Below are 13,730 nucleotides of genomic sequence, written 5' to 3' on the forward strand. Positions count from 1 at the left end.
GTTTACATAAAATTGAGTCGCAACCGTTTGCCTCCGTTCCGCAAACGGTTGCTAAGCCATCTGTGGTGATTTATGTTGCGCAACAGGCGGTAAATGATTTATTTGATTGATTTATAAGGATTTTACGGCTCACCAGTTCTGGCACGCAGGTTGCAAGGCTATAACAGGAGATTTCCCTGCAACTATTCTATCGCGCTTTCAGAAAGGACAACCCATGCTATCAGCAACCGACACGGCGATTCGCGCCAGCTTCTTTGACTTTACTGGTGTCGTGGATCAGCCCGACGACCTGGCCGGTAAGGCGCGCTATCTGGACGATGCGGTGCTGTTGCTGCGTGACGGACGCGTAGCAGGGCTGGATAGCTGGGAGAACAGCGAGGCGATGCTGGCAGGCCATCCGATTACCGATCTGCGCGGCAAACTGATCGTACCTGGCTTTGTCGATACGCATATTCACTATCCACAGACAGAGATGATTGGTGCGTTTGGTGAACAGCTGCTGGAGTGGCTGAATCACTACACTTTTCCGGTTGAAGCGCAGTATCACTGTCCTGACCATGCGGCCAAAATGTCCGCCTTTTTCCTGCATCAGCTGCTCTCAAATGGCACTACCAGCGCACTGGTGTTTGGTACTGTCCATCCGCAATCGGTGGAGGCGCTGTTCAGTGCCGCAGAAGCCCTGAACATGCGACTGATTGCCGGGAAGGTGATGATGGATCGCAATGCGCCCGACAATCTTACCGAAACCCCGGAGCAGAGCTACCAGCAGACACGGGCGCTGATTGAGCGCTGGCATAATCGTGGACGGCTGAGCTACGCCCTGACGCCGCGTTTTGCGCCGACCTCCTCCCCGCAACTGCTGGAAAAAGTGCAGCAGCTGCGCCAGGCATTTCCGGATACCTGGCTGCATACCCATCTCAGTGAAAATCCACAGGAGGTGGCCTGGGTAAAAGCGCTGTTCCCGGAGCGTGAGGGCTATCTGGATGTTTATCATCATCACCAGCTAACCGGGCGTCGCAGCGTCTTCGCGCATTGTCTGCATCTGGACGATAAAGAGTGGCAGTGTCTGCACGATACCGATTCTTCTATTGCTTTCTGTCCCACCTCAAACCTCTTCCTCGGCAGCGGCCTGTTTAACATTAAACGCAGCTGGCAGCAGGGCGTGAAGGTGGGAATCGGCACGGATGTCGGCGCGGGCACCACCTTTAATATCCTGCAGACGCTGGGCGAGGCTTACAAAGTAGGCCAGTTGCAGCATTACCGGCTCAGCGCCGCTGAAGCCTTTTATCACGCCACGCTGGGCGGAGCGCGTGCGCTGGATCTCGACCACGCCATCGGAAATTTTAACATCGGCAAAGAAGCCGATTTTGTCGTGCTCGATCCGGCAGTCTCTGCGCTGCAGCAGCTGCGTATTGGCAATAGCAAAGATATCTGGGAAAAGCTGTTTGTATTAATGACGCTAGGCGACGATCGCAATATTGCCCAGACCTGGGTAAATGGTCGTCCGGTCTGGCAGCGCGACGCACAGGAGCAAGCCGCATGATTGAGTTTTTGTTAAACAACCAGCAGGTCAGGGAAGAGGCTCTCGACCCCAATCTTACGGTGCTCAACTATCTGCGCACCCGTCAGCATCGTCCTGGTACCAAAGAGGGCTGCGCCTCTGGTGACTGTGGCGCCTGCAGTGTCACCCTGGGAAAAGCCGTCAGGGGTGAGATGCAGTATGAAACGGTCAATAGCTGTCTGACGCTGGTCTCGTCATTACAGGGTAAACAGCTGATCACCGTAGAGGATCTGCGTCACGGTCGTGCACTGCACCCGGCGCAGCAGGCGATGGTCGACTGCCACGGCTCACAATGCGGATTCTGCACGCCGGGTTTTGTCATGTCGCTGTTCAGCCTGCAAAAAAACGCAGCGGGCTGGGATCGCCATCAGGCGGAAACGGCGCTGGCCGGTAATCTTTGCCGCTGCACCGGCTACCGGCCCATTATGGCTGCCGCAGAACAGCTCTGCTCCCAGCCGGTTACTGACCAGTTCGATCACAGTGCCGCCGCCACCGTGCAGCGGCTGGAGGCGCTGGCTACCCCGGAAATGCAGGAGATAGACGGTGAAGGCCGCCGTTGTTTCCTGCCCAAAACGCCGGCTCAGCTGGCAGAGATCTACCTGGCGCATCCCGATGCGAAACTGATTGCCGGTGGTACCGACCTCAGCCTGCAGATTACCCAGCAGCATAAGAGAATACCGCTGCTGATTGCGCTGGAGCAGGTGGCCGCGCTTAAGGTCTGCAGTGAATTTGACGATCATTACCTGCTGGGTGCAGGTGCCTCACTGCAGCAGGTCAGTGAGTTTCTTGCTACCCGCATTCCTGGTGTCAGCGAGATGCTGCAGCGGTTTGCCTCACTGCAAATTCGTCTGCAGGGCACACTGGGCGGTAATATCGCTAATGCGTCCCCGATAGGCGATGCGTCGCCGGTGCTGCTGGCCCTCAATGCAAGTTTGCTGCTGCAGCGCGGTGAAGAACAACGCAGCCTCCCGCTGGACCAGTTCTTTACCGGCTATCGGCAGACACAGCTGGAAAAAGGGGAGTTTATCCGCGCAATTCGCATTGATAAGGTGACGGTGTCACCTGATTTTGTCGCCTGGAAAGTCTCCAAACGGCTGGATGATGATATCTCCGCCGTCTTCGCTGCCTTTAACCTGCAAATCGAACAGGGCGTGGTGAGTGGTGCCCGCATCGCCTTTGGCGGTATGGCGGCGACGCCAAAACGCGCCCACCACTGTGAACAGGCGCTTATGGGTCAGCCACTGAATGCCGTGACGGTGTCACGTGCCGCTACCGCGCTTGCGTCTGATTTCCAGCCGCTTTCCGATTTTCGCGCCAGCAGTGACTACCGTCTGCAGGTCGCCCGTAACCTGCTTCGTCGCTACTGGCATCGCCATAACGGCGAAATCACCTGCCTTGAGGTCTCTCGCTATGTCTCATAACCGCCCGGAACTCAACGAAGAGGTCATCAAGGCCCAGTATGCCGCCGATTTACAGAGCGGCGTAGGCCGGAGTAACCGCCATGAAAGCGCGGAGAAACATGTCTCTGGCGAGGCGCATTTTATCGACGATAAACCGGAGTTGCCGGGTTTACTGCATCTCTGCCCGCGTCTGAGTGAACACGCGCATGCGCGCATCGTGAATATTGATGTGCAGCCCTGTTATGCCGTGCCGGGTGTCGTCAGCGTATTAACCTGGCAGGATGTGCCGGGCATCAATGATGTCGGGCCGCTGGAGCCGGGCGATCCGCTGCTGGCGCATGACAAAGTCGAGTACCTGGGGCAGATCGTGATTGCCGTCGCGGCGGACTCCCCTGACGCTGCACGTCTTGGCGCGGCCGCAGCGGTGATCGAATATGAGGTGCTGGAACCGCTGCTGGATGTGGAGCAGGCCCTGGCGCAGGGCAGCTTTGTACAGGAACCGCACATCCACCAGCGCGGTGATGTGGACGCGGCGCTGGCGCGTGCGCCGCATCGGGTCAGCGGGTCGTTTCATATTGGCGGCCAGGAGCATTTCTATCTGGAAACCCAGACGGCAATGGTCATCCCTGGTGAAGATCAGCAGCTGCAGGTCTTTTCTTCCACTCAAAACCCCACGGAAGTGCAGAAGCTGGTGGCGGAAGTCATGGGCATCAGCCTGAATAAGGTGACGATAGATATGCGCCGTATGGGCGGCGGCTTTGGTGGCAAAGAGACGCAGGCCGCCGGTGTCGCCTGTCTCTGCGCCATCGTAGCCCGTCAGACGGGGCGGGCGGCAAAGATGCGACTCTCACGCCGCGACGACATGCGCGTGACCGGCAAGCGCCATCCTTTCTTTGTGCGTTACGAGGCAGGCGTTGAGGAGGATGGCCGGCTGTGTGGCATCAAAATCGATCTGGCCGGTAACTGCGGTTACTCGCTGGATCTGAGCGGATCTATTGTCGATCGCGCCATGTTCCACGCCGATAATGCGTATTACCTCGGCGATGCGTTGGTCACGGGCTATCGCTGCCGCACGAATACCGCCTCCAACACCGCCTATCGCGGCTTTGGCGGACCGCAGGGTATGGTGGCGATTGAACAGATCATGGATCACATCGCCCGCCACCGTGGGCTGGATCCGCTGGCGCTGCGCAAGCGTAACTATTATGGCAAGCAGGATCGCAACATCACCCATTACCACCAGCAGGTCGAGGACAATCTGCTGGATGAGATTACCGAACAGCTGGAGCAGAGCAGCGACTATCAGGCGCGTCGCGCGGAAATCACGGCGTTTAACGCCCGCAGTTCGCTGCTGAAACGCGGTCTGGCGCTGACGCCGGTAAAATTTGGCATCTCATTTACCTCCAGCTTCCTTAATCAGGCGGGCGCGCTGATCCTGATTTACACCGATGGCACGGTGCAGCTGAATCATGGCGGCACCGAGATGGGCCAGGGCCTGAACACCAAGGTGATCCAGATTGTCGCCGAAGTACTGCAGATAGAGACCGATAAAATCCAGATTACCCCCACCGACACCGGTAAAGTGCCCAATACCTCGCCAACAGCGGCCTCCAGCGGTGCTGACCTCAACGGTAAGGCGGCGCAGAATGCGGCTGAAATCCTGCGCGATCGCATGACCGCCATGCTCTGCGAACTGCATCAGTGCGACGCTGCGGCGGTGAGCTTCCGCAATGGCGTGGTACGTGCCGGAGAAAAACATTACACCTTCGCTGAGGTGGCGAAACTGGCGTGGCTGAATCAGGTGCCGCTCTCTGCCACCGGCTACTATCGCGTACCAGGCATTCATTACGACCGCGTTGCCGGGCGCGGCACGCCATTCTATTACTACGCCTATGGCGCGGCCTGCTGCGAGGTCGTCATCGACACCTTAACCGGCGAATCCCGCCTGCTGCGCGCCGACATCCTGCATGACGTTGGTGCCTCGCTGAACCCGGCCATCGACATCGGTCAGGTCGAAGGAGGCTTTGTCCAGGGTGTCGGCTGGCTCACCTGCGAAGAGCTGGTGTGGAATGACAAAGGTCAGCTGCTGACCGACGGTCCCGCGAGCTATAAAATTCCCGCCATCAGTGACGTGCCGGCGGATCTGCGGGTCACACTGGTGGAGAACCGCAAAAACCCGAAAGACACAGTCTTCCACTCCAAGGCCGTTGGCGAACCGCCGTTTATGTTAGGGATAGCTGCCTGGTGTGCGCTGCAGGATGCGGTCGCCAGCGTGGCGGATTACCGCCAGCATCCGTTGCTGGATGCGCCCGCTACACCGGAGCGCATCTTCTGGGGCGTGCAGCGTCTGTCGGGAGCCATTGATGATCTATCATGACTGGATAGGCGTGCTTCACCAGTTGCGTGAAAAACGGCAAAGCTGCGTGCTGATTACCGTGCTTAGCGAGCACGGTTCGGTGCCCCGTGACAGCGGCAGCAAAATGGTCGTCACACAGCAGGAGAGCTTTCTCACCATCGGTGGCGGTCATCTGGAATTTGCGTGTATCGCCCAGGCCAGGGCGATGCTGCAGGATGGGGCGACCGCGCCCCATACCGATGATTTCAGCCTCGGCGCGCGGCTTGGACAATGCTGTGGTGGCAAAACGAAGATTTTGTTTGAGCCGCTGCTGCAGGCGCAGCCGGAGATATTTCTGTTTGGTGCAGGTCATGTCGGACAGGCACTGGTTAACCTGCTGGCGACGTTACCCTGTCACATAAACTGGATTGACAGCCGTCCGGCGCAATTTTCCAGCGTCCCTGCGGGCGTAGTGACCTGGCAGCCCGATGATCCGCTCGATTGCGTGGCGCAGGCGCCTGCGGGCAGCTACTTTATTATCATGACCCACCATCATCCGCTGGACTTTGAACTGTGTGAAGCGGTGCTGAAACGCGGGGATTTCCGCTATGCCGGATTAATCGGTTCGTCGACGAAAAACCAGCGTTTTCGCTACCGGCTGGCAGGCAGGGGCGTTCAGAGCGAATCACTGGCGCGCCTGCGCTGCCCGATTGGTCTGCCGGATGTTAAAGGCAAGCTACCCGCCGAGATTGCGGTGGCGATTGCCGGTGAAATTATCTGCGTTTATCAGCAACATATCACCTGAGTTGTGGCCTGCGCGGCAACCTGTCAGGATAAGACTTTGCGATGCCCCATCAGGAGCGAACCATGAACGCCCGTCAGAATCCCTTCTTTAGCGTCAGCACACTGCCTTATCATGCTCCGCCTTTTGACCAGATAGAGGAGCAGGATTTCCTGCCTGCGCTGCAGGCGGGCATCGAAGAGAAGCGTCAGGAGATCGAGGCGATCGCCCTGAATAGCGAAGCGCCCACCTTTCTTAACACCTTTGAAGCACTGGAGAAGAGCGGACAGCTGCTTAACCGGGTCAATCTGGTCTTTGGTGCCATGACCTCGGCCCATACCAGCCCGTATCTGCAGCAGGTGGATGAGGAGATAGCGCCCCAGCTTACCGCGCTCAACGATGACATCATGCTGAACCGGCCGCTGTTTTCACGGCTCGACGCGGTCTATCTGCAGCGCGCTAAACTGGATGCTGAATCAAAACGTCTGGTTGAAGTGATCTGGCAGCGCTTCCAGCTGGCGGGGGCCAATCTGCCTGAGGCGCAAAAACAGCAGCTTAAAGCGCTGAATCAGGAGGCCGCACGCCTCGGTACGCGCTTCACCAACAGACTGCTGGCTGCCACCAAAGCGGGTGGACTTGTCGTCAATGATTTGCAGCAGCTGGCGGGTCTGTCGCCGGCCGATCTGGCCGTAGCACAGGCGGAAGCGCAGGCGCGCGGGCTGGAAAAAAGCGGGTTGCTGGTGCTGCAGAACACCACGCAGCAACCGGCGCTGCAGAGTCTCGCCGATCGCGCAACCCGTGAAGCGCTGTTTAAGGCGGGCGTGACGCGCACGGAAAAAGGGGATGAAAACGACACCCGCGAGCTGGTGTTAAGGCTGGCGCAGGTCAGGGCGGAGCAGGCCCGGCTGCTGGGATTTGCCAGCTATGCGGAGTGGAAACTGCAGGATCAGATGGCCAAAACCCCCAAAGCAGCGCTGGCCTTTATGCACAACATCGTGCCCGCTGCGCGCGCCCGTGCCGAACGCGAAGCCGCGGCTATCCAGCAGACTATCGATAAGCAGCAGGGCGGCTTTACCCTGCAGGCCTGGGACTGGCGTTTTTATGCTGAACAGGTGCGGCGCGCACGCTATGACCTCGATGAGAGCCAGATTAAGCCCTACTTTGAGCTTAACTCGGTGCTGCAGAACGGGGTGTTCTGGGCGGCGACACAGCTCTATGGCATCCGTTTTACCCCGCGACAGGATCTGCCGGTTTATCATCCTGACGTGCAGGTCTATGAAATTTTCGATGCGGACGAGACGCCGCTGGCGTTGTTCTATACCGACTTCTTTAAGCGTGACAGCAAAGGCGGCGGTGCCTGGATGAGCAACTTCGTCAACCAGTCGACGCTGCTCGACACCAAACCAGTGATCTATAACGTCTGTAACTACACCAAACCGCCCGCCGGTGAACCGGCGCTGCTGAGCTGGGACGACGTCATTACGATGTTTCATGAATTCGGCCACACGCTGCACGGCCTGTTTGCCAGCCAGCGCTATCCGAGCCTGTCAGGCACGGAGACCCCGCGCGATTTTGTCGAGTTTCCTTCGCAGATCAATGAGCACTGGGCCAGCGAGCCGACGGTGTTCCGCAACTACGCTCGCCACTATCAGACGCATGAGCTGATGCCCGCTGAGCTGCATGAAAAGATTGTCCGGGCCGCAACGTTCAACAAAGGTTATGAGATGAGCGAGTTGCTGGCTGCCGCGCTGCTGGATCTGCACTGGCATAGCCTTAACCGTGATGCCGCGCCGCAAAGCGTGGAGGGATTCGAGCAGCAGGCGTTGCAGAGCGACAATATGGCGCTGACAGCGGTGCCGCCGCGCTATCGTTCCAGCTATTTCCAGCACATCTGGGGCGGCGGTTATGCCGCAGGGTATTACGCCTATATCTGGACGCAGATGCTCGCCGACGATGGCTATCAGTGGTTTGCGGAGCATGGCGGATTGACGCGTGAGAACGGCGATATCTTCCGACAGAAAATTCTGTCACGTGGGAACAGCAGCGATCTTAAAACGCTGTATGAAAGCTGGCGGGGCGCGGCCCCACAGCTTGAGCCGATGCTGAAAAATCGCGGTCTGGCGGATTCATAATGAAAAGGGCTGTCACCATGACAGCCCTTTTGTTATTGGGGCTAGCCCAGCGGGCCACCTTCAATGGTTTCGCACATTCCGGCCAGCACCCGCTCACCGGTTTCGTTTTTCAGTGACTGATACCACTCCGCCGTGACCGCCGGGTCGCGAGCATGGGTGACATCACAGCGTTTGCGCGCTTTCAGCACCAGATCTTTGACCCGCTCAACGCGGCGCGCCTGATAGCGTAGCAGCGCATCTTCGATGCCCAGCGAATGTGAGGCCAGCGTCGACGCCAGCACCACAGCATCTTCCATCGCCGCGCAGCCGCCCTGACCAATATCGGGGGTGGTGCTGTGGGCTGCATCACCCAGCAGAGCAACGCGTCCTTTCACAAAGCGACTAAAGGGTTCAATGTCGTGGATCTCAACCCGGTTGGTGGTGTCGGGATTAATCGCCGCGATCAGCTGCTGTACCGACTCCGCCCAGCCCTGGAAGTAGCCGGTTAAATCGGCTTTCACGGTGCTGCGATCCTGCGGCAGACCTTTCGGCAGCGGCACATCAAAGAAGAAGTAGAAGCGATTACCGCTGACCGGCATCAGCGAAACGCGTTTGCCGTCACCGACAAAGGTAGTCCACTGATCGGCGGGTGCAATCCGCTCGTCAATGGTGACCAGCCCATTCCAGTTAACATAACCGGCGTAACGGCGCTCCAGCTTCTCTTCCAGCACATATTCACGAATCACCGAATGGGTGCCATCGGCAGCAATCAGAAAATCGCCGGTGGCCTGACTGTTATCAGAAAAGGTGGCGATCACCCCGTCTGCGGTCTGTTCAACCTGGATCACCCGCTTACCAAACTGCACCCGTTCACGGCCAAAGGTATCAATCAGCATCGCCTGCAGCTCTGCACGCGCCACCGGATAAGGGTATTCGCCAACCTGTTGAACCAGCGGCGCCATGCTGAAGCGGGTCAGGGGGACGCCGGTCGCGCCGTCGTGATAAGCCATAAAGGCCATGTTACCGCCCAGCTCACGAAGCGCGGCTTTCATTCCCAGCGCATTCAGGCATTTAACGCCGTTGGGCCAGATGGAAATCGCCGCGCCGACAGGCTTCATTTCCTGCACCGCTTCGTAAACTTCCACGTCAATTCCGGCTTTCTCCAGCGCAATGGCGCTGCTCATTCCGCCAATACCGCCACCAATCACGATTGCTTTCATAATGCTCTCCTGTCTGCATAGACTTTTCCTGCAACTTTTGTACCAGAGGGAGGCCTACAGGGAGAGTGAGTAGAAAAAACAGGTTAATCAGTACGTTGACATATAATCTCTGAGGTGGCTGCGTCGTCTGATTGCTGACCTCATGCACTTAAATGTGGCAAAGGGTCGAATCAAAAGGGTGCAGTGATCATTTTTTCTGCATCGATTGTTTCATCATTCATCAGATGCAGTCGGTCAGTTTCAGAGCCATTTATCCTTCAGCGTGCATTGTCGGCGGCTTAGCCTTATACCCGTTTTAATTTGTTTAAAAATTATAAACTAAATCACCCGCTTCCCTGAAATCAGCCCGCCCGGGCAGCGTCATATTCTCATGACACACAGCACACCCTTTTCCGTGGCTTTGCCTCTTTATCGGACAATAATGCGCTGTGACGTTATCAGAAAGCCTTGTTCAGTACAGGCGCGCAGGCACGACGAAGGCCTTCCGGTTATGGCTTTTAATGATTAGTAAAGTTAATTATTTCGAGGCGAAACGGTCTTTTAGGATATTGCTCAAACGCATCTGGCACGATCGCGTGATATAGATCACTCTGGACATAAAGGACTCTGGAAAACGACCATGAAAGTTGGAATCACGAATAACCAGTATCCGGAGCAACGTAATATTTTAGTTAATCCGGAAAACCAGTACATCAATCTGAAAAAGAGCAATCTTTTCTATTTTATCAACCCGTTACGAACCCGATTGCTCAAGAAAAACAAAACCTTTGTCTTTCAGCCTGTGCCTTTTTCAGGGGCAGCGCGGGCTGACATCCTGCATCTGTTTAATGAGGTTGCGATTACCCGACAGAAGTGGGTCGCCTCATTTGAGACTGAGCTGCCGCGCGTGCTGCCGGTGGCTGGCGTAGCCAAGCAGGATAACCCTGAGCTGCAACGCCTGATCCCCTATCTGTTAAAAGACAATTGCCTGGGGCTGATTGCCATTTCCGACGCCACGCTGAACATTCAGATGAAGCTGTTCAAAGCGGATGTCGCCCGGCAGATTCAGCGTAAAACCGTGGTGCTGCATCCGCCACAGACGCTGTTTGTTCAGCAAAAAGCGCCACGCCAGTCAGGTACGCTCAGGCTGATTTTTGCCGGTAACGAGTTCTACCGCAAAGGCGGAGCCGAAGTGGTGCTGGCTATCAGTGAGCTGATTGAAGAGAAGCGGCTGGATGCGTCGCAGCTGGATGTGCAGCTGATTGGTGATCTCGCTAAGCGCCGCAACGTTGCTCACCGCCAGTTCCAGGATGACGAGGCTTTTTACCGCGACATTGAGAATCGCATCAAACGCCATCGCTGCTTTACGCATCATACTCAGATGGAAAACAGTGCGCTAATGCAGCTGTTCCGCCAGAGCGATGCCGGCCTGTTACCGACCTGGCAGGAAACCTACGGGTTTTCTGTACTGGAAATGCAGGCTAATGGCTGCCCGGTGATCACCAGCAACGTGCGTGCATTGCCAGAAATTAACCCGGATAGCGCGGGCTGGGTGCTGGCGAGTCCGCTGAACGCGGACCGTGAATACAGCATTACGTCAACAGAGCAGAAAACGCAGCTGCGACAGTCCCTGGTGGAAGGGCTTAAATCCACGCTGCTCGCCATCATCGAACGGCCTGAGATGCTGCAGGAGAAAGGCGAGGCGGCGATTCTGCGCATCAAAGAGCAGCATGATACCGGGCGCTACATTGCCCGGCTCAACGATATTTACCGTCGTGGCGTAGTGAATGCCACTTAACATCCTCCTGGTGTCTCAATTTGATTAGATTTCTCTGACGGCGCGCGCCAGACTAGCCATACTTAGCGCAGCGTCCCACTGGAGAACTCTTATGAAAATTATCCTCACTCTGCTGCTGTCCGGATTACTGGGCAGCAGCGCCTTCGCTCAGCCCGCACCGGTTTTTCCGGCCCGCGCGCCTCTGGTTCAGCTGACCCCTGCGGCAGCCCGCTGTGATGTCTCCGCCTGTCAGACCAACTGCTACGTCGAACAGTCACACTGCAACACCCGTGAAAACGGTGCCTGCAGTTCAGAGGCGCAGATGTGCGTACAGGCGTGTGCCAGCCAGTGTAAATAATTCATTTCAGTGAAGAAGCCTTTAATTGCCAATGAAAAAGTCTGTGTTTTATTTTGCTTTACTGTCTCTTTCTGCCAGCTGTGTTGCCGCCGATCTCTCTTCACAGCAGGTCACTTCTCTGGTTAAAGCCGCGATCGAACCGCTGATGGAGCAGCAGGCGATCCCGGGCATGTCGGTGGCGGTGCTTTACAAGGGCCGGGCGCAGTTTGTGAACCTCGGCGTGGCCGATCTCGCATCAGGCCGCCAGGTGACGGAAAATACGCTGTTTGAGCTGGGTTCGGTGAGCAAAACGTTTACCGGTACGCTGGCAGGTATCCTGATCCGCAACGGTGACATTCGCCTCAATGATCCCGTACAGAAATACTGGCCGCAGCTGACCGGTGAACAATGGCGTCCGGTGAGGATGCTGCACCTGGCGACCTATACCGCCGGTGGCTTACCTTTACAGCTGCCGGATGAGGTTACCGATCAGGCCTCACTGCTGCGCTTTTATCAGGAATGGCAGCCAAAAGCATCACCAGGCACGCTTCGTCAGTACTCTAACGCCAGTATCGGTCTGTTTGGCTCGCTGATGGTGAAGGGGGATTATGAGCAGGCGATGGCGCGCAATGTGTTTCAGCCGCTGCGGCTGACGCGCACTTATATCACCGTGCCGCCCTCAATGATGCTGGACTACGCGTGGGGCTATAAAAAGGGTCAGCCGGTTCGGGTTTCCCCCGGCATGCTGGATGCCGAAGCGTACGGCGTTAAATCCACCGCGCGTGACATGCTGACCTTTATGCAGGCCAACGTCGATCCTAATCGCCTCTCCTCGGGCAACACTGTGTTGCGTAATGCTATCCGCACCGCACAGTCGCGCTATTTCAAAATCGGCAGTTTCTGGCAGGGACTGGGCTGGGAGATCTATGATTTGCCTGCCACTGCCGACACCATCATCAGCGACAGTGACAATGGTGTTGCGTTACAACCGCGGCCAGCGACCCTGCTAAATCCGGTCGGGCCTTCACTGAACGCCAGTTGGGTGCATAAGACCGGTGCCACCAATGGATTCGGTGCTTATATCGCGTTTATCCCTGAGCAGAACAGCGGCATCGTGATGCTCGCCAACAAAAATTACCCCAATCCGCTGCGCATAAAGGCCGCCTGGCAGATTCTGCAGGCGTTACATCAGGGCACGCCTTAATACCTATCTGCTTACTCTGCGACGGGGTAAGGCTGGCACCTCCTGTTCATTTGAGCTAAAATAAAAATCAAATGAACAGGAGGGCTGCTATGTCCATCGCCATCTATACACCCGCTCAGCATCGTCGCGATACGTCGTTGCTGCATGCACTGAACCTGCCGGATACGCTGCCCGATGCGCACCAGCGAATTGCAGTGGGGTTCAGCAGCGGCGTGCTGAAACGCACGGCGTCATTGTCCACCTTTGACGAAGGCTGGCTATGCCGTCTGGCGGGCATTGACCGCACCACCTATAACCGCAAAGTGAAAGATCCCGATCAGACCTTTTCGCCCGACCAGAGCGGACGCATCTACATGCTGATTCGTGTTCTCTCTGCCGCCAGTAAACTGTTCCGCGACGACAGGCAGCGCCTGGTGCAGTGGCTGGAAACGCCGGCTAAAGCGCTGGGAGGTAAAAAACCGGCGGAAATGACCACCACGGTAGCGGGTGCAGAAGCGGTCATTAACCTGATTGGTCAGCTTGAGCATGGCGTGATTACCTGATGGCGGTGCCTTTTTACCGTCTGGTGAAGCGTGAATATGCAATGACCGCTTTTGATGGGTTTGGTGCCCGTACTTATGGCGGGCGCTGGAACTCTGTGGGCACGGTTTGTGTTTATATGGGATCGAGCCGGTCGCTGTGTGTGCTGGAGGCCTTAGTGCATCTCACCATTCAGGATCTGGCGCATGACTACGCTATGCTGGCGATTAGTGTGCCAGAGGCTCTGATCACCGAGCTCTCGCTGTCGGCATTGCCCGACGACTGGCAGACCGATCCTGCACCCGCCTCTACACGGCAGATTGGAGACGACTGGCTCGCCAGCCCGGACAACGGCCTGGTGCTCAAGGTGCCCAGCACGCTGACCGGTGAGTGGAATGCGTTGTTCAATCCCCGTCATCCGGCGGCGGCCGGCATCGTCAGCAAGGTGGTGGTGGAGCCGTTTTTCTTCGATCCGCGCTTCCGGCTGCAGTAGGGCGCTAACAGGC

11 protein-coding genes are annotated in these 13,730 nt (G+C 57.0%); 10 read left to right on the forward strand and 1 reads right to left on the reverse strand.

All coding sequences use genetic code 11. The features are described 5' to 3' along the window. The first annotated feature begins 214 nt into the window (after nucleotides 1–214). The 5 genes from guaD to dcp all read left to right on the forward strand — a co-directional run bounded on the left by guaD (nucleotide 215) and on the right by dcp (nucleotide 8,209). A complete protein-coding gene (gene guaD / locus IAI47_RS09810) occupies nucleotides 215–1,543 on the forward strand; it encodes a guanine deaminase (RefSeq protein WP_008925213.1) in 1,329 nt (442 codons plus the stop codon). Beyond that, on the forward strand, nucleotides 1,540–2,982 hold the full coding sequence (gene xdhA, locus IAI47_RS09815; RefSeq protein WP_008925212.1) for a xanthine dehydrogenase small subunit: 1,443 nt from the start codon (nucleotides 1,540–1,542) through the stop codon (nucleotides 2,980–2,982). The genes guaD and xdhA overlap by 4 nt, the downstream gene beginning before the upstream one ends. Next, complete coding sequence (gene xdhB / locus IAI47_RS09820; protein ID WP_008925211.1) at nucleotides 2,972–5,338, forward strand: xanthine dehydrogenase molybdopterin binding subunit; 2,367 nt, start codon at nucleotides 2,972–2,974, stop codon at nucleotides 5,336–5,338. Before xdhA ends, xdhB begins: the two co-directional genes overlap by 11 nt. Next, nucleotides 5,325–6,101 (forward strand): xanthine dehydrogenase accessory protein XdhC, encoded by a 777-nt coding sequence (gene xdhC / locus IAI47_RS09825; RefSeq protein ID WP_008925210.1) that lies wholly within the window; start codon nucleotides 5,325–5,327, stop codon nucleotides 6,099–6,101. The genes xdhB and xdhC overlap by 14 nt, the downstream gene beginning before the upstream one ends. A 62-nt stretch (nucleotides 6,102–6,163) precedes the next feature. Further along, nucleotides 6,164–8,209, forward strand: coding sequence for a peptidyl-dipeptidase Dcp (gene dcp, locus IAI47_RS09830; protein ID WP_008925209.1), 2,046 nt, complete (start codon nucleotides 6,164–6,166; stop codon nucleotides 8,207–8,209). Between the two features lie 41 nt (nucleotides 8,210–8,250). On the opposite strand, the gene hpxO is transcribed toward dcp, so the two are convergent. Beyond that, complete coding sequence (gene hpxO, locus IAI47_RS09835; protein WP_008925208.1) at nucleotides 8,251–9,408, reverse strand: FAD-dependent urate hydroxylase HpxO; 1,158 nt, start codon at nucleotides 9,406–9,408, stop codon at nucleotides 8,251–8,253. 619 nt (nucleotides 9,409–10,027) lie between these two features. Between hpxO and IAI47_RS09840 the strand changes: the two genes are divergently transcribed. The 5 genes from IAI47_RS09840 to IAI47_RS09860 all read left to right on the forward strand — a co-directional run bounded on the left by IAI47_RS09840 (nucleotide 10,028) and on the right by IAI47_RS09860 (nucleotide 13,717). Then, entirely contained in the window at nucleotides 10,028–11,185 is a 1,158-nt protein-coding gene (locus IAI47_RS09840; RefSeq protein WP_003853636.1) for a glycosyltransferase family 4 protein, read from the forward strand. Nucleotides 11,186–11,276: 91 nt separating this feature from the next. Continuing rightward, entirely contained in the window at nucleotides 11,277–11,522 is a 246-nt protein-coding gene (locus tag IAI47_RS09845) for a hypothetical protein (RefSeq protein ID WP_003853633.1), read from the forward strand. Nucleotides 11,523–11,553: 31 nt separating this feature from the next. Next, nucleotides 11,554–12,705, forward strand: a complete 1,152-nt coding sequence (ampC, locus tag IAI47_RS09850; RefSeq protein WP_008925207.1) for a class C beta-lactamase — start codon at nucleotides 11,554–11,556, stop codon at nucleotides 12,703–12,705. Between the two features lie 89 nt (nucleotides 12,706–12,794). Beyond that, nucleotides 12,795–13,247 carry an antitoxin Xre/MbcA/ParS toxin-binding domain-containing protein gene (locus IAI47_RS09855; protein ID WP_003853631.1) on the forward strand — a complete coding sequence of 151 codons (453 nt, stop codon included), beginning with the start codon at nucleotides 12,795–12,797 and terminating at the stop codon, nucleotides 13,245–13,247. Continuing rightward, a complete protein-coding gene (locus IAI47_RS09860) occupies nucleotides 13,247–13,717 on the forward strand; it encodes an RES family NAD+ phosphorylase (protein WP_008925206.1) in 471 nt (156 codons plus the stop codon). Before IAI47_RS09855 ends, IAI47_RS09860 begins: the two co-directional genes overlap by 1 nt. The last annotated feature ends 13 nt before the right edge of the window (nucleotides 13,718–13,730 follow it).

This window comes from Pantoea sp. MT58, from assembly GCF_014495885.1.
Lineage (GTDB): Bacteria > Pseudomonadota > Gammaproteobacteria > Enterobacterales > Enterobacteriaceae > Pantoea > Pantoea eucalypti.

Coding starts and splice junctions, on each gene's coding strand:
- dcp (WP_008925209.1), top strand. CDS start 6,164: ATGAACGCCCGTCAGAATCCCTTCTTTAGCGTCAGCACACTGCCTTAT.
- guaD (WP_008925213.1), top strand. CDS start 215: ATGCTATCAGCAACCGACACGGCGATTCGCGCCAGCTTCTTTGACTTT.
- ampC (WP_008925207.1), top strand. CDS start 11,554: ATGAAAAAGTCTGTGTTTTATTTTGCTTTACTGTCTCTTTCTGCCAGC.
- xdhA (WP_008925212.1), top strand. CDS start 1,540: ATGATTGAGTTTTTGTTAAACAACCAGCAGGTCAGGGAAGAGGCTCTC.
- IAI47_RS09840 (WP_003853636.1), top strand. CDS start 10,028: ATGAAAGTTGGAATCACGAATAACCAGTATCCGGAGCAACGTAATATT.
- xdhB (WP_008925211.1), top strand. CDS start 2,972: ATGTCTCATAACCGCCCGGAACTCAACGAAGAGGTCATCAAGGCCCAG.
- IAI47_RS09860 (WP_008925206.1), top strand. CDS start 13,247: ATGGCGGTGCCTTTTTACCGTCTGGTGAAGCGTGAATATGCAATGACC.
- IAI47_RS09845 (WP_003853633.1), top strand. CDS start 11,277: ATGAAAATTATCCTCACTCTGCTGCTGTCCGGATTACTGGGCAGCAGC.
- xdhC (WP_008925210.1), top strand. CDS start 5,325: ATGATCTATCATGACTGGATAGGCGTGCTTCACCAGTTGCGTGAAAAA.
- IAI47_RS09855 (WP_003853631.1), top strand. CDS start 12,795: ATGTCCATCGCCATCTATACACCCGCTCAGCATCGTCGCGATACGTCG.
- hpxO (WP_008925208.1), bottom strand. CDS start 9,408: ATGAAAGCAATCGTGATTGGTGGCGGTATTGGCGGAATGAGCAGCGCC.